The sequence below is a fragment of the Mesorhizobium zhangyense genome, assembly GCF_011045115.1.
GTDB lineage: Bacteria > Pseudomonadota > Alphaproteobacteria > Rhizobiales > Rhizobiaceae > Mesorhizobium_M > Mesorhizobium_M zhangyense.
In genome coordinates this window covers 195,962-221,785 of record NZ_JAAKZG010000006.1, presented here as the reverse complement: position 1 = coordinate 221,785, position 25,824 = coordinate 195,962, and the positions used below count along the sequence as shown (strand labels likewise).

Below are 25,824 nucleotides of genomic sequence, written 5' to 3'. Positions count from 1 at the left end.
GCAAGTCGATCATGCTGGCTCCGCAGTCTTGCCCGTGAGCCCGAGCAGCTCTGCAAGAACTTCCCTGTTCCCGGCGATGTCCGCCAGCGAATACTCGTCGAAGACGGATAAGAACGCCTCGACAGCTTTCCTGACAACCCCCTTCAGCCGGCAGGCGGCGGATATCACGCAGGTGCCGCCCTCCGGGCGCATGCACTCGACCAGCCCGAAATCGTCTTCGATCTGCCGCACGACGTCGCCGAGGTTGATGTCCTCCGGCTTCCTCGCGAGCGCGATGCCGCCGGAACGCCCGCGCACGGTCGTCAGGTAGCCGAGCCGGCCCAGACGAAGGGCCACCTTGAGAAGATGGTTGCGGGAGATGCCGTAGCTTTCGGCGACATCGACGACCCGTGATGGGCGGCCCCGGTTCAGCGCGAGGTAGACCAGCATGCGCAGCGCGTGATCGGTGTGATAGGTCAGGCGCACGGCTGCCTCCCTGGCTCGGAAGGCGCGACGGCCGGGTTGCAGCTGACGGCCGTCATCGTTCGGCGCCCGAAGGGCGCTCGAGGCGAAAGAACATCGCGAGCCTCAGGCTTTTCGCGATGCGCTCGGCCCGATCGATGAAGGCCTGAGCCACACCGTCAGGGCAGAGCTCCACCGCGACAGCGCGGAAATGTCCGAGCCAGACATCGAAGTCGGCTTCGCGCACCTGTTCCAGCTTCGTGTGGGCGGGCACGGGGCGTCCGCTGTACGAGCCGTCCTTCAGGATCACCGAGCACCAGAAATCGGTCATCTTCTCCAGATGCGGCTCCCAGCTTCCCGCGATCTCGGCCCCGAAGATGGGCCCCAGCCGTTCGTCCCGGCGGACGCGTCCGTAGAACTCACGCACGAGGCGGCCGATGAACGCCCGGTCGACCTCCGGATGGACGACGGCTCGTTCCTCGGGAGGGCGTAGCAGCTGCGCGGAGGCTGGAAGGGGCAATGTGGTATCTCCAATACCACTTTCTAGCGTCGGCGCGCCGAGAAGGAAAGCTCCTGGATGTCGCAGCCTGCTTTCCTCACGCTCTTTGCGCCGGAACAACGAGTGACCGGGTGTAGCTGACTAGGCATCTGGCTTGAGGAGACAGCCGGATGATGCCTTCAGCGATAGACCCCGACATGTCGGTCGACGAGATCATGCGCAGATGGCCCGCGACCATCCGGGTCATGATCCGCCATCGGATGCTGTGCATCGGCTGCCCGATCGGCATCTTCCATACCGTGGCGGACGCGGCCGCCGCCCATGCGATGGAAGAGGCAACGCTCGTGGCCGAGCTGCTCGCCGCGATGAGGTCGGACCCGTCGGCAGATGCCCCGTCCGCCTTCGAAGCGAACGCTCACAACCCGGAACCTCGTAAAGGAGAACAATCATGCGCGTGATCGAAGCCGTCGCCGACCCGACTCGACCAGTCGGTCAGGATGGCGGCCAACCTCGGGATCGATCTGCCGACCTCGAGCCTGTCGTCCGAGAACCAGATACGCAACGCGATCTGGCGCTGCATTTTCTGCAGGCACGGGTCTGAATGCGGCGAGTGGGTTAATGCTGGAACGCGGGGCGTTCCGGGCTTCTGCAGGAATCGCGAGTTCTATCTGGGACGCACCCGCGACGCAGCCTAGCCTCGGCCGGACGTCCGGCGGGTTATTTCTTGCGTCGATTCTCGGCGACCAGCATGAGCGCGTGCGGATCGGTGACGGTCACCTTCTGGCGGCCGCTGCGCACGATGCCTTCGTCTTCCCACGCGCTCATCAGCCTGCTGACCGTGTGAAGCGTGCTCCCGGTCATTTCGGCGATGTCCTGCCGGGTGATCGGGAAGTCGATCTCGACGCCCTCTTCGGTCTTGCGACCGGACTGCTGGACCAGACGCATCACCGCACCGGCGATGCGCTGTTCCACCTGGCGCGTCGACATTTCCACCACGCGTGACTGCGTGTCCTGCAGGCGGGCGCCTATCGTCTGGTAGGCGTTCGCGCCGAAGCCAGGGAACCGGGACTGGAGGTCCTGCCAGACGCTGTTCGGCCAGGACAGCACGACGCAGTCCACCGCCGCGACCGCGCTTGCCGGATAAGCCGTCCGTCCCATTGCGACGGCAATGCCGAACAGCTCCCCCTCGTTGATGTAGCGGGCGATGACCTGTTCGCCCTCGGGCGTGGCCTTCACCACCCTGACGTGGCCCGACAGCAGCAGGAAGAACTGCCTTGCTTCCTCGTCCTGGGAGAAGACCTCGGAGTCCTTCGGGAAACGCGACGAGCGCGCCGTCGAAAGGACTGCGTCGACGTCCTCGCCGCTCAGGCCGGCGAAGGCGGGCAGTCCCGATACGAGCGATCTGTCGAGCGGCATGCTGGAAGTCTTCCGGAAGTCGAAGCTTCCCAAGTTTCTACCCTTTGTTTGCGCTTGCGCAAACTGCCTTCCCGCGTCGCGGGCTATTGGTGGGTCAACGGCAGATCAAGCCGCAAATACGAAAGGACAGAAAAATGAAACGCATCCTCGCAGCACTCGCCCTTGGCGCGGCAATGATCGCAGCCGGCGCCGCCCAGTCGGCCGAGATCGAAGTCCACATGCTCAACAAGGGCGCGAAGGGCGCGATGGTGTTCGAGCCCGACCTTATCGTCGCGACTCCCGGCGACACGATCCGCTTCGTCCCGACTGACAAGGGACACAACGTCGAGACCATCAAGGGCATGCTCCCGGAGGGCGCGGAGCCCTTCAAGAGCAAGTTCAACGAGGAATTCACGGTCACCGTCACGGCGGAAGGCGTCTACGGCGTGAAGTGCGCGCCGCACTACGCCATGGGAATGGTCGCACTGATCAGGGTCGGCGAACCCGCCAATGCGGAAGAAGCCAAGGCCGTGAAGCAGACAGGCAAGGCCAAGGCCGTCTTCGCCGAACTCTTCGGCCAGGTCCTGGCTGCCAACTGAACGAGGAGGCCCGTCTCCCGGAGAGGGGGCCGCCCGGCGGCCGGGGAGCGAGGCGGCGCTCCCCGGCCGCGTTTTCATCCAGCTTTCCCGATTTACCTCCCGGCAACCATGGGGAGAGGTCCTTGGCTCAGCTGCAACCAGTTTGACGAAGCACAAAGAGCGCCAGCCCCGCCTGTGAGAAACAACGCCCAGACGACGTCATGCCCGGAGCCAAGCATTGATCGACTTCCTCACCTGCATCGCCGTGGATCACGACCCGGCGTATACCGTGCTGGCAGCGCTCGCCTGCGTGATCGGCGCTGCGGTGACCGTCGGCGTGAACGCCCGCGCTACTGCGACACGAGGCTATCGGCACGCGCTGTGGGTGTTCTTGGCTGGTCTCGTGGGCGGGGCGACGGTATGGACCACCCACTTCGTGGCGATGCTTGGTTACAGGACCGACCTGATCGACGGTTACGATCCGGCGCTGACAGCGCTGTCGCTCGGCCTCGCCGTCGCCGGCAGCGCTGCAGGCGTGCATGCCGCGATCGGCCGCTGGAGCCATGCCCCGGCGCTGGGTGGGCTCATTGCGGGATTGGGAGCCGGAGCCATGCACTACGTCGGCGCCTCGGCGATGCGGATCAGCGGAACCGTTGAATGGAGCGGGACTGGCATCGCGCTGTCGCTGGTATTCGGCGCCTCACTTTTCTGCGCTTCCGTTTTGCGCGCCAGGGGAGGAACTGCGTCGTCGCGCCTTCAGGCCGCGCTGCTGATGGCGGGAGGAATCCTTTCCCTCCATTTCATGGGCATGGGCTCCATGGCCGTCAGTCCAGGCGTCGCCGTTGCCGATGCTGCGTCGTCGATCCCGAACGGCGTGCTCGCGGGCTTCATCCTCGCCATGTCGGGGACCCTCGCCGCCATGGCGGCCGCGACCTTCATGATCGATTACGATTCGGAACGGACCGCCAAGAGCCATTTTCGCTACCTCGCGCTGCACGACGAACTGACCGGTCTGCCAAACCGCGCCTGCGTACGTGCCCGGGTCGAGGAACTCGCGGCCGACCCCGTCGCGCGCGGACGGCAGATTGCGGGCGTGCTGTTTGATCTCGACCGTTTCAAGGAAGTGAACGACGTCCACGGCCATGCCGCTGGCGACCACGTGCTCCGCTCCGTCGCGGAGCGGATCTCGGCGGCGATGGTCGAGGGCGAATTCGTCGGGCGCTTCGGCGGGGACGAGTTCGTCGCCATCAAGGTCCCGGTTTCCGGACGCGCGGAGGCGGCACGCTTTGCCGAGAAGATCCGTCGCCTCGTGGCCGAGCCAGTGCAGTGGCGGGACAGCGCCTTGACGGTCGGGGCCAGCGTGGGTCTCGTCGTCTACCCCGAGGACGGGCTGTCGCCGGCGGTCCTTCTTCAGCGCGCCGACGTGGCGATGTATGCCGCCAAGCAGGCGGGACGCAACAACGTGACGACGTTCCAGCCGGACATGGAGGAGACCGCCAGGACGCGCAGCGAACTCACGATGGACCTCAGGCACGCGGTCTTCAACCGGGAGCTGTCTCTGGCCTATCAACAGCAGAACGACACGGTGACCGAAGAGGTCGTGGGCTTCGAGGCGCTGCTGCGCTGGAGCCATCCGAAGCACGGCAACGTGTCCCCGGCCGTGTTCATCCCGATCGCCGAGGAAGACGGCCTGATCGGATCGATCGGCGAGTGGGTCCTGCGCGAGGCCTGCCGTGAGGCCGCCTCATGGCGCAAGCCGATGCGGATCGCGGTCAACGTCGCCCCGTCGCAGCTGTCTTCGATGGAGCTTCCCTCCCTGGTTCATTCGATCTTGCTCGAGACAGGACTGAAGGCGTCGCGGCTGGAACTGGAAGTGACCGAGACCGGAATAGTCGCCGACCAGCAGCTCGCGCTCCACGTCATCAGGCAGTTGAAGGCCCTCGGCGTCCGTATCGCCATGGACGACTACGGAACCGGATATTCGTCCCTTTCGATGCTGCAGCGGTTCCCCTTCGACAAGATCAAGATCGACCGAGAGTTCACGTCCGCGATCGGAACCACACCCGAGGCCGAGGCGATTATCCTCGCCACCGTGGCGCTGGGCCGCGCGCTTGGAAGGCCCGTTCTGGCAGAGGGCGTCGAGACCGCCGCGCAGCTGGCCTTCCTCCGCAAGGCCGGATGCCGAGAGGTCCAAGGCTTCCTGTTCGGAATGCCGACAGGCAAGGCCGGAGCCGCGCGGATTGCCGGGATCAGGCGGCCCGTCAGCCGTCTACGGGTCGCGGACGCAGCCTTGATTCCTGCGCTTCAGTCCGTGGCGTGACCGACTGCCACCGGGAGGGACATAGGGATGTCCAGGTCGGCGTGCATCCGGTTGAACCGCTCGAGCCTGTCGAACACCGATGCCTGCGGCAGTTCCTTGCCCTGCAGTTCCGGCGGCACCTTCCAGCCCGGATCGACGCCCTCCATGTTCGGAAGCTCGTGCGCGATGCCCTTGTGGCAGTCGATGCAGGTCGTCTCGCCGGACAGCAGGTAGCGGGTGTGGATCTCGGCCGCGCGCGGAGCCTGCTTCGAGAGGTCCATGGCGACCGATGAATGGCAGTTGCGGCATTCGAGACTGTCGTTGGCCTTCAGCCGCGCCCACTCGTGCTGGGCGAGTTCGAGGCGGTGCTCGAGGAACTTCTTGCGCGTGTTGATGGTACCGAAAATCTTGCCCCAGACCTCCTTCGAGGCCTGCATCTTACGGGCGATCTTGTCGGTCCATTCATGCGGGACGTGGCAGTCCGGGCAGGACGCGCGCACGCCTGACCTGTTGGAGAAGTGCACCGTGCGCGTCAGCTCCTCGTAGACATTGGCCTCCATCTCGTGGCAGGAAATGCAGAACTGCTCGGTGTTGGTCACTTCGAGCGCAGTGTTGAACGCGCCCCAGAAGATCACGCCCCCGAGGAACCCGCCGAGCGTCAGGAAGCCGAGGCTGAGCGTCGCCGCCGGCGTGGAGACGATCCGCCAGGCCCACAGAGCGGCCGCCTTGAGCCGCGTCCACATCTATTCGTCCCCGGCGTGGCCGACGCCAAGCTCGAGCATGTCCACGAAGGTGTTGTCGATCAGTGCGGGCGTGTCGGCCTGCGGAACGTGGCAGGCGGTGCAGAAGTAGCGGCGTGGTGACACGTCGGCGAGCGTCTGACCCTCCCGGTTCATGTAGTGCGTGACGCTGATCATGGGCGCGCCGGACCCTTCCGTGAACTCGCGCTTGTGGCACGACAGGCAACGGTTGGTGTTGACAGACAGCTGGTAGCCCTCGATCGAATGCGGAATTATCGGCGGCTGCTCAGGGTAGGCGCGCATCTTTCGGATGTCGTCGACGACCCAGCGCGGAACCGGATCGGCGGGCGCGCTCTCCATCGGCTGGCCCGTTCCTGTCAGCGGCGGCACGATCTCGGCCGACATCTGGGCAAGGGCTGCCGTTCCGGCCAGGGCAAGAAGCCCCGCGGCGACGGAGACGCGCGCCCGGCGCGTCAGACTGGGACGACCTTGACCGCGCATTTCTTGAAATCCGTCTGTTTCGAGATGGGATCGGTCGCGTCGAGGGTGACCTTGTTGACGAGCTTGCTGGCGTCGAACCAGGGAACGAACACCACGCCCCGCGGCATTCGATTGCGGCCTCGCGTCTCCACCCGGACACGTAGTTCTCCGCGTCGCGACACGACCCGCACCTCTGCGCCCTGGTTGATGCCCCTCCGTCGCGCGTCGTCTGCATTCATGAAGCAGACCGCGCCGGGGAACGCCTTGTAGAGTTCCGGCACGCGCATGGTCATGGAACCCGAGTGCCAGTGCTCGAGCACCCTGCCCGTCACCAGCCAGACGTCGTATTCCTCATCCGGCGATTCCGCCGGGGGTTCGTACGGCACCGCCAGGATCACCGCCTTGCCGTCCGGCCTTCCATAGAAGCGCACGCCCTCGCCCGGCTTCACGTAAGGATCGAGGCCCTCGCGGTAGCGCCACTTCGTTTCCTTGCCGTCGACGACGGGCCAGCGCAGGCCGCGCACCTCGTGGTAGGTGTCGAAGGGCGCGAGGTCATGGCCGTGGCCCCTGCCGAACTCGGCATATTCCTCGAACAGGCCCTTCTGCAGGTAGAAGCCGTATTCGCGGCTCTCCCTGTTCTCGTATTCCGCGTCGAGGTCGGCGAGCGGAAAACGATCGACCTTGCCGTTCCGGAACAGCACGTCGAACAGGGTCTTGCCCTTGTATTCGGGATGGGCGTTCAGGATGTCGGCAGGCCAGACCTCGTCGGTCGTGAACCGCTTCGAGAACTCGGTCAGCTGCCAAAGGTCGGAGCGGGCTTCGCCGGGGGCGTTCACCAGCTGTCGCCACACGTGCGTGCGGCGCTCGGCATTTCCGTAAGCCCCTTCCTTCTCCACCCACATCGCCGCGGGCAGAATCACGTCGGCCGCCAGCGCCGTCACCGTCGGATAGGCGTCGGAGACCACGATGAAGTTGTCGGGGTTACGGTAGCCAGGATACGTCTCGTTGGAGTTGTTGGGCGCCGCCTGGACGTTGTTGTTGACCTGCACCCAGTAGAAGTTGAGCTTGCCGTCCTTGAGCATCCGGTCCTGCTGGACGGCATGGAAGCCGACCTTGTCGGGCAGCAGCCCGTGCGGCAGCCGCCAGATCTCCTCGGCATGCTCGCGATGTTCGGGATTGGTCACCACCATGTCGGCGGGCAATCGGTGTGCGAAGGTGCCGACCTCGCGCGCGGTGCCGCAGGCCGAAGGCTGGCCCGTCAGCGAGAACGGGCTGTTGCCGGGCTCGGAGATTTTCCCGGTCAACAGGTGGATGTTGTAGACCATCTGGTTGGCCCACACGCCGCGGACGTGCTGGTTGAATCCCATAGTCCAGAGCGACATCACCTTGATGCCTGGATCGGCATAGAGTTCGGCCAGCTGCTCCAGGAAGCCCGGCTCCACGCCGGAGAGTTCCGACACCATCTCCAGCGTGTAATCGGAGACCATCGTCCGGAACGCCTCGAAGTCGATCGGCTCCATCCTGCCTGGATCGGCAGCACCCTTGGCTGCCATCTCCACCGGATTGTCCGGCCTCAGCCCGTAGCCGATATCGGTCGCCCCGCTCATGAACACGGCGTGGTCGCGGACGAACGCCTCGTTGACCCGGCCCGTCTGAATGATGTGGTTGGCGATGTAGTTCAGTATCGCGAGATCCGTCCCCGGCTTGAACACGATCGGGATGTCGGCGAGGTCCATCGAGCGGTGCGTGAAGGTCGACAGCACCGCGCAGCGGACATGCGGATGTCCGAGCCGGCGGTCGGCCAGCCGGGTCCACAGGATCGGATGCATCTCCGCCATGTTCGAGCCCCAGAGCACGAAGGCGTCGGCATGCTCGAAATCGTCGTAGCAGCCCATCGGCTCGTCCATGCCGAAGGTGCGCATGAAGGCGACGGCCGCCGACGCCATGCAGTGGCGCGCGTTCGGATCGAGATTGTTGGACCGGAAGCCCGCCCGCATCAGCTTGGTGGCGGCGTAGCCCTCAAAGATCGTCCATTGCCCGGAACCGAACATGCCGATGGCTTCCGGTCCCTTCTCGCGCAGCGTCGCCTTGCACTTCTCCGCCATGACGTCGAACGCCTCGTCCCATGACACGGGTTCGAACTCGCCGTCCTTGTCGTAGACCCCGCCGGATTTCCGCATCAGCGGCGTGGTCAGGCGGTCCTGGCCGTACATGATCTTGGAGAGGAAGTAGCCCTTCACGCAGTTGAGGCCGCGGTTGACCTCGGCCTGCATGTCGCCGTGGGTGGCGACGACATGGCCGTCCTTCACCCCGACCATCACCCCGCATCCGGTGCCGCAAAAGCGGCAGGGCGCCTTCGACCACTTGATCTCCAGCGCGTTCACGCCGCCCGGAACGGGCTGGGCGGCGGCGGGTAGCGCGACGCCCGCAGACGCGGCCGCAAGCGCCGCCGCATGGGCCTTCAGCAGGTCGCGCCGGTTGATGGTTGCCGTCATGACCGCGCCTCCTGGTCCTCGGCATGTTCGAACACCATGTTGGCGGCAAGCACGCCGTCTATCGCCGAAATCGTCGTCAGTGTTTCTCCCAGCATCCCGCTGGTCGGACCTTCGATGGTAACGACGATCCGGCTCCCTTCGCTGGCGTGCACCTCGACGCCACGCATGTCTGCGAGCCGTTCAGCCACGTCGGCACGCCGCTCCGGGAGCGCCAGCACGACCGCGCTCGATATGTGATGTCGGTCGCCTGCGCCGGCGGTGAGCAGGCCTCGTCTGGTAAGTTCGCGCATGCCAGTCAGCCTCCCGGAGGCCCGGGCGGGCCGAAGACGATCTGATACATCCAGACGAGGAAGCCGTAGCCGCCGACGACGCCCACGGCGACGACGGGCCAGATGCCGAATGCCAGGACCAGGAAGGTCAAGAATTCCCTCCGCCGCGTCTTCGCGGCCGGGATCTCCATGGAAACTGTCGCCTCTCCGCTGTCCTGGGTCATAACCTCCTCATCATGGGCCTGGGACTCGGCATTATGCCGATACGTAGAAAATACTAACCCAGCATTCTCAGATGTCCATCGTTATACGATCGGAATGGAAGCATGACCTGCCGCTCAAGCCCGCCGTCCCCAGAGGATCGGGGCGTAGCGGATCGCGAAGAGCAGGAAGGCCCCGGCCCATAGCGCGCCGCCGCAGGTTAGCACATGGGCGTACCAGTCTCCCGCGAACGGGGCGGCGACGCGCAATGTGGCCCCGGCCGAGACTATGCCATACATCGCGACGACGAAGCGGTCTGCGACGATTGCTCGCCCCGTGTGGCCGAGGCTCGCCCTCGTCATGACGGCCAGCGTCATGGTTCCCACCGCCCCTGCGGTCAGAGCGTGCAAGGCGGACGAGTGGGGAACCGCATCGGGCAGCATGATCGCTAGACCGAGAAGTGCGAAGGAGGCGGCGAGCCAGCCGTAGCCGAGATGCAGCACGAGCAGGATCGGCTCGCGCACAGTGGACAGGCCGCGCCATCGGAAGAGGCGCACCGCGAGGAGCGCTCCGGCGGCGAACATGAACGCCCCGACGAGCGCGTTGTGGGGCATCACAACCCACCCGAGCATCGCGGCGGCCGTGGCCGCAAGCGCTGCCTTGTCTGGCTGGCCGAAGGGCGCGGGAAGCGCGGTGGAGCCTTCCTTCACGAGCCAGTTCCGGGTGAAGCTGGGCACGATGCGCCCGCCGATGAGCGCGATCAGCATGCCGGACACGGCAAGGGCGAGACGCTGCCCGAGATCGTGGTCGACTAAACCCGCATTGGCCAGATGGTCAGCCGCGTTGGCGACGCCGAACAGCGTGATCATCACGGCCACTGGCGCGTTCTTCCAGTTCTTGCCCGCCGTGACCTCGCGCCAGATCGCGAAGGCGAGCGTGGCCGGAAACGCCAGGTCGACCGCCATCGCGAGCCACGGATCGGGCGAAGCCAGGCACGCCGCCCGCCCCGCAAGCCACAGCCCGACGAGGAAGGCGAGCGGCCACCCACTCAGCGGCAGCCGCCCGGTCCAGTTGGGAATGGCAGTGAGGATGAAGCCCGCGATGACCGCGGAGAGATAGCCGAACAGCATCTCGTGTGCGTGCCAGTGCATGCCGCCGAACGGGCCGCCGACGTCGAAGCCGCCGAAGTAGGCGCCGAGCCAGAGCGGGATCGCCAGTCCGGCGTGAAGCGCGGCGAGAAAGAAGAACGGCCGGAAGCCGTAGTGGAGGATCGGCGGCATCGCGCGGATCCTCCCCCGGCCGTCCCTCGTGACGTCTCCGGACTTACGCGCGGCCCTTGGAACCGAACGGTCGGAAACGCTCGCCGTGCCCATCACGCATTCCCCTGTCCGGCGGCCCGGATCGCAGCCGTCGCCCCATAGGCGGCGAAGTCGGCGACATCCTGGAACAGGCCCTCGATCTCGTGGAAAGCGCTGCGGTCCGGTTCGTCCGGCATGAGTTCGTCCAGCTCCCCCAGCAGGGCAAGCACGATCACGATCGCGTCGCGCATCTTCCTCGCGTCGGCGAGACCGCCTGCGCGCCGCACGAGTTCCTCTTCCAGGCCTGCCCGGTCGAGCATGTCGTTGGCGGCCTCGCGGCAGTTGCAGTCGAAGCCTGCCTCGGCGATGCCCCGCCGCAGCCGCTCGACCACGGTTTCGTTGCCCGCGGGCAAGGTTGCGGCGAGCGTGGCCCGCATTCTCGTTCTCATGACATGTTCCTTCAGACGGTGTCCGCCATCGCGGAGCGGAAGGCGCCGCGCAGCCAGTTCCTCGCCCTGGCGATCATCGAATCCTCGTCGCGAACGAGACGGAAGCCGAGGTTTTCCGGCGGCGTGCCGACGGCGCAGCCGCCGCTCTTCCCGTCGCGGACGAAATTCGACATGTAGGCGCGGTGCCGTCCTTCGAGCACGTGCACCCCGCAGTTGTCGGTGACGCTTTCGATAGAGCCGTCGGCGGCAAGCGTGGTCCGCGCGTAGCATGTCGACGTCCATTCCCAGACGTTGCCGCCGAAGTCTTCGATGCCGCGCGTGTTCGGGCCGTAGTGGCCGCGCGGCTTCGGTTCCGGATCAGCGGGCCGCTTCACCGCCGCCTCCTCACGGTAGCGCCGCAGCCACCGCACGGAAGGATTGGCCGCATCGTCGGCTGCGGCCGAAAAGGATTCCCCGCCGAACCGTTCGGCGGCCGCGGCAGCGGCTTCGACCGCCGACGGCAGCCGCCAGGTCTGACCCCTGGCTTTCGAATACCAGCGCGCATAGGCCTCGGCGTCGAGGAAGCTGACCCCGGTGACGGGCACATCCGCTCCTGTCGGAGCGGCGTCTGCCGGATCGCATGCGCCATCGGCGACGCAGAGGCCATAGTCGGCCAGGCTCACCTGCTGCTTCATGACGTGGAAAGCCGGCACAGCCCTATTCTCGACGGGGGCTGCTGCCGGAGTTCCGCCCGCGAGGAATTCGCCGGGCAATGGATAGTCGAGGACCGTCTCCACGATCGCTACCGTGGGGCGCACCTCGTGCAGGGATGGCCCCCGGGGTTCGCCGCTGATGCCGATGATGGCCGCAGGCAACGCAAGGGCTGCCGCCGCACCGACGGCCGCTTCGTAGAGGTGGAGATGCATGGCCTTGTCCTCGACGGGCGGCCCGGGTATCCGGACCGCCGCTCCCTTGAGGTTCAGTTGGCGAGGCTCAGTTCACCGGGATGGGCCCCGGGGCTTCGACCTGCTTCATCAGGTCGTCGTCCCACTCGCCCTCGACCAGGAAGTGCGCAGTGGCTCCCAGCTCCACAGCCTCGATGAGGTTGTGGTTCACGTAGGCGTAGACCCCCGGCTGGAGGAAGGTGTAGAGCGCCGCTCCTGCCGATCCGCCACGGATGAACCAGGTCTCCAGATCCTTGGCTGGCGGGTTGGCGAACTTGCCCTCTTCCCAGACATAGTCGCCGTGGCCGCCGATCAGGTGGGGCCGCGTGTCGCGGTTGGCCTGGCTGTGGACGATCAGCACGGTCTCGCCGACCTTCAACTTCATGGCGTTGTCGCCCGTCAGCGCGCCCTTCGCGCCGTTGAAGACGACGTGGGTGGGGATCAGGCCCTTCATGACTTCCAGCGTGTCGGCATAGCTGTCGCCGTGGCTCTCGTAGGTCTTGAAGTTGCCGTCCTCGTCGCGGGGAACGTAGAAGTCGTTCTCGCCGATGTAGAACGCCTGGTCGTAGCGGACCGGCTCGCCCTTTTCGTTCTTCAGGCCGTCGCGCGGCAGCACCATGATAGTGCCGCTCATGCCCGACACGACGTGCCAGGGAATCATCGCGCCTTCGGGGGCGCAGTGGTAGACGAAGGTGCCCGTGCGTGTCGCCTTGAAGCGCAGCTTCACCTGCTCGCCGGGATTGATCAGCGTCAGCGCGCCGCCGCCCAACGCCCCGGTCGCGGCGTGGAAGTCGATGTTGTGCGGCATCGAATTCGTCTCGAGGTTGATCAGCGTCAGCTCGACGTAATCGCCCTCGTGCACGACCATCATAGGGCCGGGCATGGAACCGTTGAAGGTCATGGCCTGGAACTCTGTGCCCTCGTCGTCGATGACGACCTTCTTCTCGACGATGGGCATCGTGAACTCGACGACCTTCGGCCCGCTTGTGGCAACCTGCTCGTGGGCATGCACGAAGGGCGGCGCGACGAGCGTCACCTTCTCACGCGGTAGCGCTGCGACTTCGGCTTCGTTGGCCGCGGCTGCAAGCGGCGGCATCGCGGCCAGCATGGCGGCAGCGGCCGCTCCCAGAAGTGCCTGGCGACGCGTGAACATGGCGGTTCTCCTTTTCGATCCTTCGTTGTCGATGAGGAGAGGCTACGCCCGGGCATGGGCGCGATCTTTGCGCTTCGACAAACTGCGTGCGCTTTTCAGGACGGTCATACGTCGGAAAATTTGTCGCCGCGCAAAGACGCGTTCCTGCGACGCGGTAAGTTGGCCACGGAAGCGGACGGATCGACCGGACGCTCACCACAGAACGCGGCACCTCCGCCCTGCAACCCCCGGGGAGACTCCCATGAACAAGATACTTTCGCTCGCGGCCGCATTGGTGCTGGCAGCGGGCCCCGCCTCCGCCCACGTCACCTTCGAAACTGCCACGGCAGCGGTCGGAACGACATACAAGGCGGTCCTGCGCATTCCGCATGGCTGCGGCGGCAAGGCCACGGACTCGGTGCGGGTCCGGATTCCCGAAGGGGTGGTGTCGGTCAAGCCGATGCCGAAGCCCGGCTGGACGATCGACAAGGTCGTCGCCCCCTATGCGGCGGAATACGAACTTCACGGACGGAAGGTCGCAGAGGGCGTGACTGAAATCTCATGGAGCGGCGGCAGCCTGGCTGACGACGAGTATGATGAGTTCGTTTTCCGCGGGACGCTCGACGCCAGCATGGAAGGCGGGAAGACCATCTACTTCCCGGTGATCCAGTCCTGTGGGCAGGACGTCGCACGATGGATCGAAGTGCCTGCGGAAGGACAGGATGCCCATGAGCTCGAATTTCCGGCTCCGGCGCTGGAACTGACGCATGGCGAGCACGCGGGTCACTGAAGACCCGGCGGCGCTTCATCTGGGTCGCGGGCCATCAGGCCCGCAGCCACCATCTCGGTAAGGATAGAATCTTGAAAGCGAAGTGTTCACGCAACTGTGCGGAATGGTTCGGAGCTGCGGCGGAGGGGCCGTTCGTGCGCCTGGCTTCTGCCCCGCGCCCTGACGCGCGGCGGCGAGCGGGAGAGCTGCCGTGCTACTGGCAGATCGCTTCCAGCAGACTCGGCTTGCAGACCTCGACGCTGCGAAGCCCGTGGAACTTTATCACGCCCTTCTCCCGAAGCTTGGACAGGGTCCGGGACACCGTCTCGATCGTGAGGCCAAGATAGTCTCCGATGTCCTGTCTGGACATCGGCAATTCGATCTGTGGAAGGCCTCCCTGCCGTTCGACCATGTCGAGCAGGAAGGCGCCTATGCGCTCGGTCGCGTTCTGGCGGCCCACGACCAGCAGGTGCTGCTGTGCGCGCATCATTCCCTCCAGCGCGAGTTGCAGGAGTCCTTGCATCGATTCCAGAGCGGGGAGCGTCCGGACCTTCCTCAGTCCCGTGGCGCAGACGGCCTCGGCGAAGAACTGATGACGGTCACCGGGTTCCAGACCGAACGATTCTCCTGCCATGTGGAAGGCGCTGATCTGCCGCCGGCCGTCGGCCAGGAGGCGATAGATGCGCACCGCTCCGAAGGCGATATGATAGTGGCCGTTCGCTTCGTCGCCCGGGCCGTAGATTTCGTTGCCCGCAATGTAGACCGTCAGGGGCCGGTGGCCCTCCTCGCCTCTGCCGGGAGGCGCGACCATCGGCGCGCTGTTGATTTCGATCGGACGAGCAAGGGTGGCGGCGTGCATGGCTTTGGTTCCCCGGACTGGTTGGATCGGAGAATCCCCGAAAACGGGGGCCAGCGAAATTCGGTTGTATCCTAGGTGGAACTACGTAGCCTCGCGCTTGCGAAGGCGTTCGATGCTGTCGAAGAGTTCGTTTCCCCGCAGCGGCTTTGTCAGGATTTCTCCCGGGCCGTCTAGCCGGGAAGGCATGTCGCCGAACCCGCTGACCAGCAGGACGACTGGAATCCCTAGCAGTTCCAGTCGGTCGCGTCGCATGTCCGGCCCTTTCAAGGCGCCTTCGTCGACAAGCGCGCATATCGCATCGCCGCCGTGCCGGGACGCTGCCGATGACACGGACGCGTGAACTTCGACCGCGAATCCTCCCGCCTGCAAAGCGAACTCGTAGCTCCGACGCAGGCCCCCTTCGGGGGCGACTACCAGAATGATTCCGCCTTGTTTCACGCACCGACACCCATTGCCGCCTTGGCCGTGTGCCAGGCGGTCGAACGGTGAAGTAAAACGACTGGAAGAGGGCGCGCCTTGCGTCAGATCAATCGGGCGCGAAACCTGCCGACAGCGCCATACGGACAAGATGCGGCAGGCTGCGGGCCTGCATCTTTGACATGACGCTGGCACGATGGACCTCGACGGTCCGCGGGCTGATATCGAGATCGTAGGCGATCGCCTTGTTCGGCAATCCGGCCACCACGCCAGTCAGAACCTGCCGTTCGCGCTCGGAGAGCTGCGAAAGGCGGCTCTCTATCGCTGCGATGTCCGCCCGCTCGGTCGGCTGTGCGGCAACCCTCTGCGCCGCCCGTTCGATGGCGTCGATCAGCACGGCGTCCTCGAACGGCTTCTCGATGAAATCCAGCGCGCCTGCCTTCATTGCTTCGACGGCCATGGGAACGTCACCGTGACCTGTAATGACGATGGCAGGCATCAGCGCCCCCGCCGCCTCAAGGCTGCGCAGCAGTTCGACCCCGGTCATGTCCGGCATTCTCAGGTCCGTCACAAGCACGCCATTGGAAAGGCCCGCGGCAGCGGCGAGGAACGCCGTTGCGCTTTCGTGCAGGCGCACCGCGAACCCGGACATCGTCAGCAGGAATGCCAGCGACTTGCGGACCGGTTCCTCGTCGTCAACGATGTGGACGATGTAGTTAGCGCTCATCCTGTCCGCCTCCTTCGATCGCCGGCAGCGTGAACCGGAACGTCGCGCCCCCGGCCTCGTTTCTGCGCACCGTCATTTCGCCGCCATGCGCTTCGACGATACGTTTCGAGATCGATAGTCCGACTCCCATGCCGCCCGGCTTCGTCGTCACGAAGGGCCGGAACAGCTGCGACTGCATCTCCTCTGCGATTCCAGGCCCGGTGTCCTCGACCTCGACTGCCACTTCGCCCGACTGCGCCGAGAACGTCCGTATGGTCAGGTCGCGGCGATCGCTGTCCCGCATGGCTTCCATCGCGTTCCGCATCAGGTTGGTCAACACCTGCTGAATCTGGATGCGGTCGGCCATGACGATATCGGCGCCCGGAGAAAACTCGAAGATCGACCTGATGCCGCGTTCGCGCGAGCCTACAAGGGCAAGAGCGCCGGCTTCCTCGACCAGCTTGCGGATATCCTCGGGAGCCTTCTCGGTCTCGCCCTTGGTCACGAATTCCCGCAGGTGCCGGATGATCTGCCCCGCACGAAGCGACTGCCTCGCTGTCTCTTCCAGCGCTTCGCGCAAGCGCGATGCCAGGTCTTCGTGCATTCCCGCGAGCAGGCGGACGCAGCCCTGAGCGTAGTTGGCGATGGCCGACAGCGGCTGGTTGAGCTCGTGAGCCAAGGTGGACGCCATTTCGCCTAGCTCGTTCAGCCGCGCGAGGCGCGCCAGTTCGCCCTGGATCTCCTGAAGGCGGGCCGCTGATTCCTCTCGTTCCGTCAGGTCCCGGATGAAGCCGGTGAAGTAGGTCTTGTCGCCGGATTTCATCTCGCCCACGGCAAGCTTCATCGGGAACGTCGAACCGTCCTTGCGGCGACCGACCACCACGCGATCGACGCCGATGATGCGCCTCTCGCCTGTGGCAAGGTAGCGGTGAATGTAGCCGTCGTGCTCATGGCGATAGGGTTCCGGCATGAGAAGCCGGACGTTCTGTCCCGAGACCTCGGCTTCGGCGTAGCCGAACTGACGGACGGCGGCCGCGTTGAACGATACGATCGTGCCGTCTTTCTCGATGACCACGGTCGCATCAAGGACCGTGTCGAGGATCGAGCGGAGATGCGCTTCGCGGGCACGAAGACTGCCCTCCGAACTCCGTGCGGTTTCCTGCGATGTTCTGAGCGTCGCACCTACCAGCGTCAGCGTCCCCCCGACGAAAACGAAGATCAGGATTTCTGCGGCCGCTCCCGCCATGTCTGGAGACAGCCCGCCCAAATACAGCGCCCCCAAGATCGCCAGCAGCGATGCCAAGGTCCCGGCACCCGCTCCTCCCATGAGCGACGACAAGAGAATCGCCGGGACGAAGAGCGCGAAGGCTAGACGGTCATCTAGAGCCCCTGCGAGCGCCAGACGCAACAAGAACGCGATCAGCGACGCCGCAACGGCGACTGCATACCCCGCAATCCCGTGGGCGCGGACGGAAAGGAAAAGCTGGAGTGGCGCAAAGTTCATGGAGCCGACACTACGGAAGTTATCTCATAGAGCAACGCCCGTTTACCTTCGGCGATCCAGCATTTCCACGGCGGATGCGGCTAACCTCAAGAGAAGCTTGCAGGTCCTGGAAATGGGCGCGCTGCAGATTCTGCGTGGCGCTCTCTAGGCTGGGATCGTCTAAATCAATCTTCAAGCGGCACTTGTCACAAAGACATCTGAGGCTGGAACGATCGATGTTACCTGCGTTTTTGGCTGACAAAGTGCCGTACGCACGCCGGGTCGAATTCCTGCCGGCCTTTTCACGAAGGTAATCAAAGGCCTTATCGACAGACTGGGCGGCTTTGTAGGGGGGTCACGAGCCCCCGGCGGGTTCTTTCCGCAATCGGCGAACCCCTAGTGCACGCGACCCTTGACGGCCCAGGCTCTTATCGCCAGCAGAATCTCTCCGTCCGGACCCGTGGGAAGTCGCTGCTGAAGTTCGCGACTGAGGCGATCTCGTGCGTCATCGTCAAGCGAGCCGCAATACTTAGGTGCCGATCCGGTGCCACCCAGGAAAGGCCACCAATAGTCGTCAAAGCTATCGAAGGCCGCAGGGATGTCGATCGCGCGCACCGCGACCTTCCCTAAGCCGCTCCGCTCAAACAGCTCTTTCAGCGGTCCGGACCGGCAGATGGGTGCCTTCACGCCATCGTCGTAGTCTACTGCGCCGGGGTCCAAGGCAGTTGCCACGTCGAAAAACGTTCGCATCACCTGCATATGCCCTGCATAGTCCCAGACATACAGTCCGACAGTTCCGCCGGGTCGGACGATGCGGGACATCTCACGAATGGCCGCATCCTTGTCCGGTAAAAAGTTGAGCACCAAGCCTGACACGGCTGCGTCGAAGCTATCGTCGCCCTGGGCTAACGCCTGCGCGTCGCCTTGGGTGAAGCTCACGCGCGGGTCTGACAGCGAGGTGCTGGCCGTCTCCAGGAATGCGTCAGAGCTGTCGACGCCGAGCACCCCGGCAGGTTCGCAACTGGCGAGTATGCTCGAGGTGAGGACACCAGTCCCGCAGCCCACGTCAAGCCATTGCGCGCCAGGAGCCAGATCGAGCCACTTCGTGAAGATGGGAGCAATCTGGCGGCTCCACCGACCCATATAGCGTTCGTAGGCGTCGCTCGCACCCCAGAGATTTCGATCCTGCGTAGGCATTGCCAAATTCCATCGCGAGTGCCTGGCTCATCTTGCAACAGGGAAGCAGGGGTGTCACGTCGCAATGTCAGCTTTCAGGCGCGAAGCCGACGCTCGGTAGGGAAGCCCAATCATGCTGCTGCCGAGCGTTCATTGGCCCTTCCTCCCGGCGTCGGCTCGCCCAGGAAATGAGCGAGAGCCGCCTTCCTGGAATCTCGATCGAGCGCATAGGCGGTGTGGGTGAAGGCGACCCCGTCGAGCATACCCTGAATGTAGCCAGCGATGCTGTCGGCCGCCATGATGAGCGCAGTGTCCACAGTATGGATGTAGCGGCTCGTCACCGTTCCTCGCGAGTGTCCAACCAAGGCTGCGATGGTCGCCTCCGTGAACCCGAGATCATTCCCGATACTGGCGAAGCTGTGTCGGAGAACATGTGGTGTGATGCCGACCAGTTCGGTATCCTTGAACAGCTTCGTCCACTGTCTGGGGAAACTCCCGAATGGGGTGCCATCCACCCCGCCAGGAAAGACGTAGTCCTCAGCGCTCTGTTCTTCATCGAGGCGACCCTCGAGACAATCCAGGACCGGCAAGCCAATGGGACGCACTGATGCTCCCTCCTTGCTGTCGGTGAGGCGCAGGCAACTGCCCCCAATATCGACTTCGCCCCAACGCAGACCGATGACCTCGCTACGCCGGCACCCTGTCAGGGCAATCACCCGGATGATCTCTGCGGTGGTCTCGTAGTGTCTGTTCTCGATCGCTTTCCGCAGGATATCGCCGAGCGTGCGATATTCCTGTTCGCTCAGACGACGAGCGTTGACCTGGTCCTTCGGCTTGCGAACGCCGTGCACTGGGTTCTGCTCGATGATGCCGAGTTCTACCCCGTAGGTGAGAATACCGCCGAAGAGCCCTATCGTACGTGCCGCCGTGCCGGCCCCGCCTCGCACGATAGCGCGCCCGCGCAGCTTGTCCGTCTTGACGTTCGCGCGTGTCTTGCCCGCCATGATGTCTTTCATGGCCTGAGTGATGTCGGACTTAGCTAAATCCCGCACCCGTCGACTGCCAAGCAGAGGAACGATGTGGCGCTCGATGCGTCCGACATCGGTGGAGATCGTGGTGGCCTTCTTGGGACGGCCTCGCTTGCCCAGCACAAGGCCGTTGCTCAGATCTTCGAGATAGCGAGTGCAGAGTTCCTTGACGGTGATCGCTTCGCGATCGAGTTTGCGTTCCTCAGCGGGGTTGCCGCCTTTTGCGACCTGGCCGAGCAGCACTTTCGCTTCGCGTCTGGCTTCCTCCGGAGTCCAAACTCCGTGCAGGCCGATCGTGTAGCGACGCGACCGGCCGGCGGCGCGATACTGCACGACATAGCTTCGCTTTCCGGAGGCGAAAACGCGTAGCCCGAAGCCGGGCAGTTCGTCGTCCCAAATGACATAGTCCGCGGAACGAATTTCAGTGGTATCGACGGTTCGCTTGGTTAGCTTAGTCATGTTCGGCGTCTCATTGAAGGATTCCGCGCGTAAGCAGAGCGTAAGCACGGCAGGGTAGGTTTTCGGCCGCCCTGTCGTAGCCTCGACGTTGATGGAACTCAAATTTATTTTGCGAATTCAGTAGCATAGCGCGCAATCGGATAGAAATGGATAGTTTCGGCGAAACCGACTATCCATTCTCCGAAGGCAGAGGTCACAGGTTCGAATCCTGTCGGGTGCGCCAAATCTGCCATTTCCTCCACGCCAACACCGAATTTGCCTTCTATAGCCGCCGGAACCACACTTTTCGGCCGCAGGCGTAGTAACGGCGGCAATTGGCGGCAAAAAGTTCGAATCGCTTCGGGGTGAAATGACGGATTCTGACCCTTCCCGGACCTTGCCGTGTCGGACTTTTTCCCAAATCTGACATTTGCAGGAGCCACAAGCTCGGCCACGCGCGCTTCCCCGGGGGGCCTTCCGGCGGGTATGATGCCTTTGGCGCCGTCAGCACCCGTACTAACGTTTGCTTGCATGAATGAATTTCTCCCAAAACCGAACCGCCTCGCTAACCTACCCTTGCGCACTTGTATTCGACCCTACACCGAAGCTATGGCCGACGTTTTTATATTTGCGGTATTCGACCTCCACGCCGGCTCGACAAGACGGCTTTCCGGCTTCAGGTGCGCGTGCCGTTCTCTCTTCTCGGCTCTCGCCGCGACGCGCTCGCTGCCTGCAGGTGATGAAACGGTCTTGTCTTCATTCGCCTCGACCGGAGCTGTCAGGAGGAGAGAAAAGGCCAGGCAGGTGGGGCGCAATGCGGCTCTTTCCAATGATGTTCCCGACGATCGTTTCGCGGTCATTGGCTTCATCCCTATTGCGGGCGCTCTGAAATCACCGCGCGATCTTCAAGTCGTCCAACCAATCGGTAACTCGCTCTATGGTCTGCCGCTCCTGGGGAGCCTGCATGGAGAACCCTCGGACGAGATTGGCCTGGCGCGCATGGGTGGCGACAACATCCAGGCTATCGCCCAGCCCGTACCCGCCATGCGTGATGAGCGGGATGATGGTTTTGCCCGAAAGATCATGGGCGGCGAGAAATGATCGGACCGCGGGCGGCGCTGTCATTCCCCAGATCGGAAAGGCAAGAAATACCGTTCTGTATTGGGCGATGTCGGCAAGTTTCGCCTTCAACGGCGGTTCGTAGCCACGGTCGGTTTCCTCTTTCGCTTGCTTGACCGTCTCGAAATAGTCGGCGGGACAAGGCCGCTTTGGCTCGATCTCAAACAAGTCGCCTTGCAAAGCACGGCTTACTTGACCCGCGACGACGCGTGTGTTCCCGCTTCGCGAAAAATACGCAACGAGTATCTTGCCTGCCGGGAGCTGCGCCGCTGCGGCCGAAGTGACCGGCGCTGCTCCTGCCGCCGTAAGAGATAGGAGCAGCGAGGTCATGAGGAGTTCCCTTCGCGTTGGAGTGTCAGCCATTGCCTTCTCCGAAACGTCGATCAAAGGCCCGTCATTTTGAGCACCGCTTCCGGCAGGCGCTCGCCTTGAACCTCGATCTTTGAAAGCGCTGTCGCGATCTCGCCCAGGTCTTCCGCTGTCAGCGTCACGTGGACCGCGCCGAGATTTTCTTCCAATCGATGGAGTTTGGTGGTGCCGGGGATCGGCACGACCCACGGCTTCTGCGCCAATAGCCATGCGAGCGCGATTTGGGCTGGCGTCGCGCCTTTGCGCTCGGCAACAGCCTGTATGATGGCGACCAGCGCCATATTGGCTTTGCGGGCTTCTGGAGAGAAGCGCGGCACGCTGTTGCGGAAGTCCGAGGGATCGAACTTGGTGTTCTCGTCGATCTTGCCGGTGAGAAAACCCGCGCCAAGAGGGCTGAACGGCACGAAACCGATACCAAGCTCCTCCAGCGTCGGCAGAAGCTCGCTTTCGGGTCCACGCCAGAACAGCGAATATTCGCTTTGCACCGCCGTCACCGGCTGCACCGCATGGGCGCGACGGATCGTCTGAACGCCAGCTTCGGAGAGGCCGAAATGCTTGACCTTGCCCTCCGCGATCAACTCCTTGACCGCACCAGCAACGTCCTCGATCGGCACGTTAGGATCGACGCGATGCTGATAGAAAATATCGATGCGGTCGCTTCTCAGCCTCTTGAGACAGGCGTCGGCCACCGCCCTGATATGTTCGGGCCGGCTGTTGGTGCCGCCGCTGCGCGCGCCGGTATCAAGATCGATGTCGAAGCCGAACTTGGTGGCGATGATAACTTTGTCACGGATCGGCGCGATCGCCTCGCCGACCAGCTCCTCATTGACGAAGGGGCCGTAGGCTTCGGCCGTATCGAACAGGGTCACGCCGCGATCATGAGCAGCACGAATGAGTTTGATCATCTCGTGCTTATCAGCAGCAGGCCCATAAGCAGAACTCATGCTCATGCAGCCAAGACCAAGGGCCGATACTTTCAGGGTTCCAAGATTTCGGGTTTGCATTGTGGTTTCCAATGGACTGTTCGGACGCTTGGCTCACATTGCAGACAAGCTTTTGAGGGTGATGACCGTAAATTTAGCGCCTGCCGCAGCTTGTGATAAGATGCCATAATCCGCATGAGCCTTTTAGATGAGCTAACAAATCCGTATGGAAAACTTCAACGATCTCGCCGCATTCGCCGTCGTCGCCAAGGAGCGCAGCTTTACGAGAGCCGCTGCACAACTTCGCGTTTCGCCCTCGGCCCTGAGCCAGACCATCCGTAATCTCGAAGAACGGTTGGGTCTACGACTCTTGGCGCGCACGACACGCAGCGTTGCCTCGACCGAAGCCGGCGAACGTCTGCTGCGCACGATCGCGCCGCGTTTCGAGGAGATCGAAGCTGAACTTGCTGCTTTGAGCGAACTTCGAGACAAGCCGGCTGGCACGGTCCGTATTACGGCCGGCGAGCATGCTGCCATCTCGGCTCTACAACCGGCGCTCAAACGGTTCCTGCCGGACTATCCGGATATTCAGGTCGAGATCATCGTCGATTACGGTCTGACCGACATCGTCGCGGAGGGATTCGACGCGGGGGTCCGCATGGGTGAGCAGGTCGCGAAGGATATGATCGCCGTGCCCATCGGGCCGCAGATGCGAATGGCCGTCGTGGCGTCGCCGGCCTATTTCGAGCGGTATCCGCCCCCGAAGACTCCCCAGGATATGACCGCACACAAATGCATCAATACCCGCCTGCCGACATATGGCGGCGTGTTTAGCTGGGGCCTCGAGAAGAAAGGCCGTGAAGTGAAGGTGCGGGGCGAAGGACAGCTCATCTTCAACAGTCTCGCCATGCGGCTGTCCTCGACTTTGGATGGCCTCGGTGTGACCTACATGCCCGAAGATCAGGTTCTTCCTTACATTGCTGACGGGCGGCTGGTCCGGGTTCTGGAGGATTGGTGCCCCTTCTTTCCCGGCTATCACCTCTATTACCCCAGCCGGCGGCAACAATCGCCGGCGCTGGCCTTATTGGCGGACTTCCTCCGGTATCGCAGTCGGTGATGCGGTCTTGCGCATGCTCTTCTGCAGCCATTTCATGATGTAGTAGGTCAGGCACATATAAAGCCCTGCTATCGCCATGCAGTGGACGAAGAAGCTCGCCACGGATGCTTCAAAGTTCCACCAGTCGAGTGTCATCTGCATGGAAAGCTTTGTGCCGATCGCCAGCTCAAACGAACTCCAAACACCAAAAACCGCGATGGCGAGGGCAATCAACCGGAGCACCAGTGTCCGGATAGCGCTGGGCTGTGAGATGCCGGTCAGCTTGCACGACACGCCCATGAGCATCGGCCAGCGCAGGCCGAGATGAACGGACACAATCACGAGAACCCAATAGGCCGCCAAGGTGTGAAGCTGCCGCACCGTGAAGCCGGCATACGCCGACATGACACCGGACAGCGCATTGGAAATGAGCACGCTGGTGACGAGCAAGGCCAGCATCGCCAGGATCAGCAGGAACGTCACCGCGATGTTGAACAGAGCGCGTGCCTCGCGACGGGCTTTCGGAACCGTGCCATACCAGCGGCGGTTGAACCCATTATGCACGATGACGAGCACAAACATGGCGGTCCCCGCCAGTTCGTGCGCGACGTTACCGAGCCACCAATAGGAAAAGCCGAACAGCAATAGCCCGGCGGCACCGAGATCGAAAACCAGTCGGGATAGGAAAACAGGGGTCAACGTCAGACCTTTCGAACTCAATCGACGGGCGTGCCGTTGAATCGGGGAATGCGATAACCCGTGAACAGGAAGTCGCTGCTTTTCTGGCTGCTGTGACAGGACTGACAGCGCGCCGTATTCTCGTCCATGTTGATCGACTTGTCCGGCCAGAACCATTGGAACTGCCAGTCGGCTGTGCGCCGGCTCTCGCCATAGTCCGCACCCCATCCTTCGCCCTTCTCCATGACGAAGTAGCGGTAGAGTTTCATATCGTCGCGATAGTCGACGAGGACGAACTGCGTGCCCGCCGGAATCGGCCGGCCGTTCCTGACGGCCTCAATGGCCGCAGGCGTGGTCATGATGTGTTCCGTCACGTTGCCGCGCCGGACGGTCGTGTAGTGGACCAGCTCATCGAGGTTGGGAAACTGAACGCGGTTGGTTTCGGCATGCACCTGCCAGTTGACGAGAAGGACAAAGGTTGCAGCCAGTGCCGTTAAGGCAGAGAGATAATATGCAGATTTCGTCATAAACGACCTCGCTTGGGAATTCGGAAAAATTGGGAGTGGCGAACGGTTCGGTCCGCCTTTGCGTCTCGCGGCGCCTTCATTCGGTCAGCGCTGGTACTGCTCGTCCGAGACCTGCTCCATCCACTCGACCGACTTGCCCCCGAGAGCTTCCGAGAAAGCGATGTGCGACATGCCGTTCTCCGCGCTGGCGCCATGCCAGTGCTTCACACCCGGCGGAATCCACACGATGTCGCCCGGTCTGATTTCCTGAACCGGGCCATCCCACTCCTGGACAAGGCCGACGCCTACCGTGATGATCAGGGTCTGACCGAGCGGGTGGGTATGCCAGGCGGTGCGTGCGGCGGGCTCGAATGTCACGATGCCACCACCGATCTGGGCCGGTGCGCTTCCCTGAAATCGGGAATCCACTCGCACCGAGCCGGTGAAGTTCTCGGCAGAGCCCACGCTGGATGGCTGCGATCCGGGGCGGGTAACGGTGATCATCTGGTTCGACTGGTCCGATGCCGCGGAGGCGCACAGGACGATGGTGAGGATTGCTGTAACACGGGGCTTCATTTCACTCCTTCGATTTGCTGGTAAGCTCGGTTACCTCGTCAATTTTTGAAGACCTCGCGGGCAACGCCGACAGCGGTGATCGCGTTGGGCCAGCCCGAATAAAAGGCAAGCTGGGTGATCGTTTCGACGATCTCCTGTTCGGTCACGCCATTGCTGCGCGCGCGCGCAATATGGGAACGGAGCTGTTGGGGACGGTTAAGTGCCACCAGCGTCGCAACCGTGATCAGGCTCCGGTCGCGCTTTGCGAGGCCGGGCCGCTCCCAGATATCGCCGAACAGCACCTCATCGGTCAGCTCGGCGAGCTTGGGCGCGACGTCGCCCATCAGTTGCTGCGCGCGCGACTGCTGCTGGGCAGGCGCCGCATCGGACGTGGTGGGGATCTGGCTTTGGGCAATGGCCACGGTGGAAATTCCTCCGCATAGAAGCAGGCTGGCTGCGACGAACAGATTTTTGGCGAACTTCTTCAACGAATGACTCCTCGG

Annotated in this window: 33 protein-coding genes; 7 read left to right on the top strand and 26 right to left on the bottom strand. The window is 63.5% G+C overall.

Annotation, left to right across the window (positions count from 1 at the left end):
• Positions 1 to 9: 9 nt before the first annotated feature.
• Together G6N74_RS16635 and G6N74_RS16630 are read right to left on the bottom strand one after the other, a co-directional pair.
• Positions 10 to 465 carry an Rrf2 family transcriptional regulator gene (locus tag G6N74_RS16635; protein ID WP_165119062.1) on the bottom strand — a complete coding sequence of 152 codons (456 nt, stop codon included), beginning with the start codon at positions 463 to 465 and terminating at the stop codon, positions 10 to 12.
• 52 nt (positions 466 to 517) lie between these two features.
• Entirely contained in the window at positions 518 to 961 is a 444-nt protein-coding gene (locus tag G6N74_RS16630; protein WP_165119061.1) for a group III truncated hemoglobin, read from the bottom strand.
• A 149-nt stretch (positions 962 to 1,110) separates the two neighbouring features.
• On the opposite strand from G6N74_RS16630, the gene G6N74_RS16625 reads away from it, so the two are divergent.
• The 3 genes from G6N74_RS16625 to G6N74_RS31530 are packed head-to-tail and all read left to right on the top strand — an operon-like array spanning position 1,111 to position 1,635.
• Positions 1,111 to 1,398 (top strand): hybrid cluster protein-associated redox disulfide (seleno)protein, encoded by a 288-nt coding sequence (locus G6N74_RS16625; RefSeq protein WP_312857884.1) that lies wholly within the window; start codon positions 1,111 to 1,113, stop codon positions 1,396 to 1,398.
• Entirely contained in the window at positions 1,389 to 1,541 is a 153-nt protein-coding gene (locus G6N74_RS16620; protein WP_165119060.1) for a hypothetical protein, read from the top strand. Before G6N74_RS16625 ends, G6N74_RS16620 begins: the two co-directional genes overlap by 10 nt.
• Positions 1,477 to 1,635 (top strand): DUF6455 family protein, encoded by a 159-nt coding sequence (locus tag G6N74_RS31530; protein WP_376767724.1) that lies wholly within the window; start codon positions 1,477 to 1,479, stop codon positions 1,633 to 1,635. Before G6N74_RS16620 ends, G6N74_RS31530 begins: the two co-directional genes overlap by 65 nt.
• Positions 1,636 to 1,657: 22 nt before the next feature.
• Here G6N74_RS31530 and G6N74_RS16615 read toward each other — a convergent pair whose 3' ends face one another.
• Complete coding sequence (locus G6N74_RS16615) at positions 1,658 to 2,356, bottom strand: Crp/Fnr family transcriptional regulator (protein WP_165119223.1); 699 nt, start codon at positions 2,354 to 2,356, stop codon at positions 1,658 to 1,660.
• 134 nt (positions 2,357 to 2,490) lie between these two features.
• On the opposite strand from G6N74_RS16615, the gene G6N74_RS16610 reads away from it, so the two are divergent.
• Both G6N74_RS16610 and G6N74_RS16605 read left to right on the top strand, forming a co-directional pair.
• Positions 2,491 to 2,934, top strand: a complete 444-nt coding sequence (locus G6N74_RS16610) for a pseudoazurin (RefSeq protein WP_165119059.1) — start codon at positions 2,491 to 2,493, stop codon at positions 2,932 to 2,934.
• A 217-nt stretch (positions 2,935 to 3,151) separates the two neighbouring features.
• Entirely contained in the window at positions 3,152 to 5,233 is a 2,082-nt protein-coding gene (locus G6N74_RS16605) for a putative bifunctional diguanylate cyclase/phosphodiesterase (RefSeq protein ID WP_165119058.1), read from the top strand.
• Here G6N74_RS16605 and G6N74_RS16600 read toward each other — a convergent pair.
• The 9 genes from G6N74_RS16600 to nirK all read right to left on the bottom strand — a co-directional run bounded on the left by G6N74_RS16600 (position 5,218) and on the right by nirK (position 13,220).
• On the bottom strand, positions 5,218 to 5,955 hold the full coding sequence (locus tag G6N74_RS16600) for a NapC/NirT family cytochrome c (RefSeq protein WP_165119057.1): 738 nt from the start codon (positions 5,953 to 5,955) through the stop codon (positions 5,218 to 5,220). The genes G6N74_RS16605 and G6N74_RS16600 overlap by 16 nt on opposite strands.
• Positions 5,956 to 6,453: a nitrate reductase cytochrome c-type subunit gene (locus tag G6N74_RS16595; protein WP_165119056.1), complete on the bottom strand. Its 498-nt coding sequence runs from the start codon at positions 6,451 to 6,453 to the stop codon at positions 5,956 to 5,958.
• Positions 6,426 to 8,927: a periplasmic nitrate reductase subunit alpha gene (gene napA / locus G6N74_RS16590; RefSeq protein ID WP_165119055.1), complete on the bottom strand. Its 2,502-nt coding sequence runs from the start codon at positions 8,925 to 8,927 to the stop codon at positions 6,426 to 6,428. The genes G6N74_RS16595 and napA overlap by 28 nt, the downstream gene beginning before the upstream one ends.
• Positions 8,924 to 9,217, bottom strand: coding sequence for a chaperone NapD (locus tag G6N74_RS16585; RefSeq protein ID WP_165119054.1), 294 nt, complete (start codon positions 9,215 to 9,217; stop codon positions 8,924 to 8,926). The genes napA and G6N74_RS16585 overlap by 4 nt, the downstream gene beginning before the upstream one ends.
• 5 nt (positions 9,218 to 9,222) lie before the next feature.
• Positions 9,223 to 9,387: a periplasmic nitrate reductase, NapE protein gene (gene napE / locus G6N74_RS16580; RefSeq protein WP_376767723.1), complete on the bottom strand. Its 165-nt coding sequence runs from the start codon at positions 9,385 to 9,387 to the stop codon at positions 9,223 to 9,225.
• A 147-nt stretch (positions 9,388 to 9,534) separates the two neighbouring features.
• On the bottom strand, positions 9,535 to 10,677 hold the full coding sequence (locus G6N74_RS16575) for an NnrS family protein (protein ID WP_246245781.1): 1,143 nt from the start codon (positions 10,675 to 10,677) through the stop codon (positions 9,535 to 9,537).
• 92 nt (positions 10,678 to 10,769) lie between these two features.
• Entirely contained in the window at positions 10,770 to 11,132 is a 363-nt protein-coding gene (locus G6N74_RS16570; protein ID WP_165119051.1) for a hypothetical protein, read from the bottom strand.
• A 23-nt stretch (positions 11,133 to 11,155) separates the two neighbouring features.
• Positions 11,156 to 12,049, bottom strand: coding sequence for an SUMF1/EgtB/PvdO family nonheme iron enzyme (locus tag G6N74_RS16565; RefSeq protein WP_165119050.1), 894 nt, complete (start codon positions 12,047 to 12,049; stop codon positions 11,156 to 11,158).
• 67 nt (positions 12,050 to 12,116) lie between these two features.
• Positions 12,117 to 13,220 (bottom strand): copper-containing nitrite reductase, encoded by a 1,104-nt coding sequence (nirK, locus tag G6N74_RS16560; RefSeq protein WP_165119049.1) that lies wholly within the window; start codon positions 13,218 to 13,220, stop codon positions 12,117 to 12,119.
• A 241-nt stretch (positions 13,221 to 13,461) separates the two neighbouring features.
• On the opposite strand from nirK, the gene G6N74_RS16555 reads away from it, so the two are divergent.
• On the top strand, positions 13,462 to 13,989 hold the full coding sequence (locus tag G6N74_RS16555) for a YcnI family copper-binding membrane protein (RefSeq protein ID WP_165119048.1): 528 nt from the start codon (positions 13,462 to 13,464) through the stop codon (positions 13,987 to 13,989).
• A 193-nt stretch (positions 13,990 to 14,182) separates the two neighbouring features.
• Here the strand turns inward: G6N74_RS16555 and G6N74_RS16550 are convergent, their stop codons facing one another.
• The 10 genes from G6N74_RS16550 to G6N74_RS16505 form a co-directional block, all read right to left on the bottom strand.
• Positions 14,183 to 14,827, bottom strand: coding sequence for a helix-turn-helix domain-containing protein (locus tag G6N74_RS16550; protein WP_165119047.1), 645 nt, complete (start codon positions 14,825 to 14,827; stop codon positions 14,183 to 14,185).
• An 81-nt stretch (positions 14,828 to 14,908) separates the two neighbouring features.
• Complete coding sequence (locus G6N74_RS16545) at positions 14,909 to 15,265, bottom strand: response regulator (protein ID WP_165119046.1); 357 nt, start codon at positions 15,263 to 15,265, stop codon at positions 14,909 to 14,911.
• Between the two features lie 88 nt (positions 15,266 to 15,353).
• Positions 15,354 to 15,971: a response regulator FixJ gene (fixJ, locus tag G6N74_RS16540; protein WP_165119045.1), complete on the bottom strand. Its 618-nt coding sequence runs from the start codon at positions 15,969 to 15,971 to the stop codon at positions 15,354 to 15,356.
• Positions 15,961 to 17,454, bottom strand: coding sequence for a PAS domain-containing sensor histidine kinase (locus G6N74_RS16535; protein WP_165119044.1), 1,494 nt, complete (start codon positions 17,452 to 17,454; stop codon positions 15,961 to 15,963). The genes fixJ and G6N74_RS16535 overlap by 11 nt, the downstream gene beginning before the upstream one ends.
• A gap of 375 nt (positions 17,455 to 17,829) precedes the next feature.
• Positions 17,830 to 18,630, bottom strand: a complete 801-nt coding sequence (locus G6N74_RS16530; protein ID WP_165119043.1) for a class I SAM-dependent methyltransferase — start codon at positions 18,628 to 18,630, stop codon at positions 17,830 to 17,832.
• 110 nt (positions 18,631 to 18,740) lie between these two features.
• Positions 18,741 to 20,096: a tyrosine-type recombinase/integrase gene (locus tag G6N74_RS16525; protein WP_165119042.1), complete on the bottom strand. Its 1,356-nt coding sequence runs from the start codon at positions 20,094 to 20,096 to the stop codon at positions 18,741 to 18,743.
• Between the two features lie 104 nt (positions 20,097 to 20,200).
• Complete coding sequence (locus tag G6N74_RS16520; protein ID WP_165119041.1) at positions 20,201 to 20,530, bottom strand: hypothetical protein; 330 nt, start codon at positions 20,528 to 20,530, stop codon at positions 20,201 to 20,203.
• 141 nt (positions 20,531 to 20,671) lie between these two features.
• A complete protein-coding gene (locus G6N74_RS16515) occupies positions 20,672 to 20,935 on the bottom strand; it encodes a hypothetical protein (RefSeq protein ID WP_165119040.1) in 264 nt (87 codons plus the stop codon).
• A 31-nt stretch (positions 20,936 to 20,966) separates the two neighbouring features.
• Positions 20,967 to 21,524: a flavodoxin gene (locus tag G6N74_RS16510; protein WP_246245780.1), complete on the bottom strand. Its 558-nt coding sequence runs from the start codon at positions 21,522 to 21,524 to the stop codon at positions 20,967 to 20,969.
• Positions 21,525 to 21,577: 53 nt separating this feature from the next.
• On the bottom strand, positions 21,578 to 22,567 hold the full coding sequence (locus G6N74_RS16505; RefSeq protein WP_165119038.1) for an aldo/keto reductase: 990 nt from the start codon (positions 22,565 to 22,567) through the stop codon (positions 21,578 to 21,580).
• A gap of 145 nt (positions 22,568 to 22,712) precedes the next feature.
• Here G6N74_RS16505 and G6N74_RS16500 point away from each other — a divergent pair, with 145 nt between their 5' ends.
• Positions 22,713 to 23,603 carry a LysR family transcriptional regulator gene (locus G6N74_RS16500; RefSeq protein ID WP_205826712.1) on the top strand — a complete coding sequence of 297 codons (891 nt, stop codon included), beginning with the start codon at positions 22,713 to 22,715 and terminating at the stop codon, positions 23,601 to 23,603.
• Here G6N74_RS16500 and G6N74_RS16495 read toward each other — a convergent pair.
• From G6N74_RS16495 to G6N74_RS16480, 4 genes are all read right to left on the bottom strand, one after another.
• A complete protein-coding gene (locus G6N74_RS16495; protein ID WP_165119037.1) occupies positions 23,568 to 24,281 on the bottom strand; it encodes a DUF4405 domain-containing protein in 714 nt (237 codons plus the stop codon). The genes G6N74_RS16500 and G6N74_RS16495 overlap by 36 nt on opposite strands.
• 17 nt (positions 24,282 to 24,298) lie before the next feature.
• The gene (locus G6N74_RS16490; RefSeq protein ID WP_165119036.1) at positions 24,299 to 24,787 is read right to left on the bottom strand and encodes a cytochrome P460 family protein; all 489 of its coding nucleotides are present in this window, start codon (positions 24,785 to 24,787) and stop codon (positions 24,299 to 24,301) included.
• A gap of 84 nt (positions 24,788 to 24,871) precedes the next feature.
• Positions 24,872 to 25,342, bottom strand: coding sequence for a (R)-mandelonitrile lyase (locus tag G6N74_RS16485; protein WP_165119035.1), 471 nt, complete (start codon positions 25,340 to 25,342; stop codon positions 24,872 to 24,874).
• A 38-nt stretch (positions 25,343 to 25,380) separates the two neighbouring features.
• Entirely contained in the window at positions 25,381 to 25,809 is a 429-nt protein-coding gene (locus G6N74_RS16480) for a carboxymuconolactone decarboxylase family protein (RefSeq protein WP_205826711.1), read from the bottom strand.
• Positions 25,810 to 25,824 lie beyond the last annotated feature (15 nt).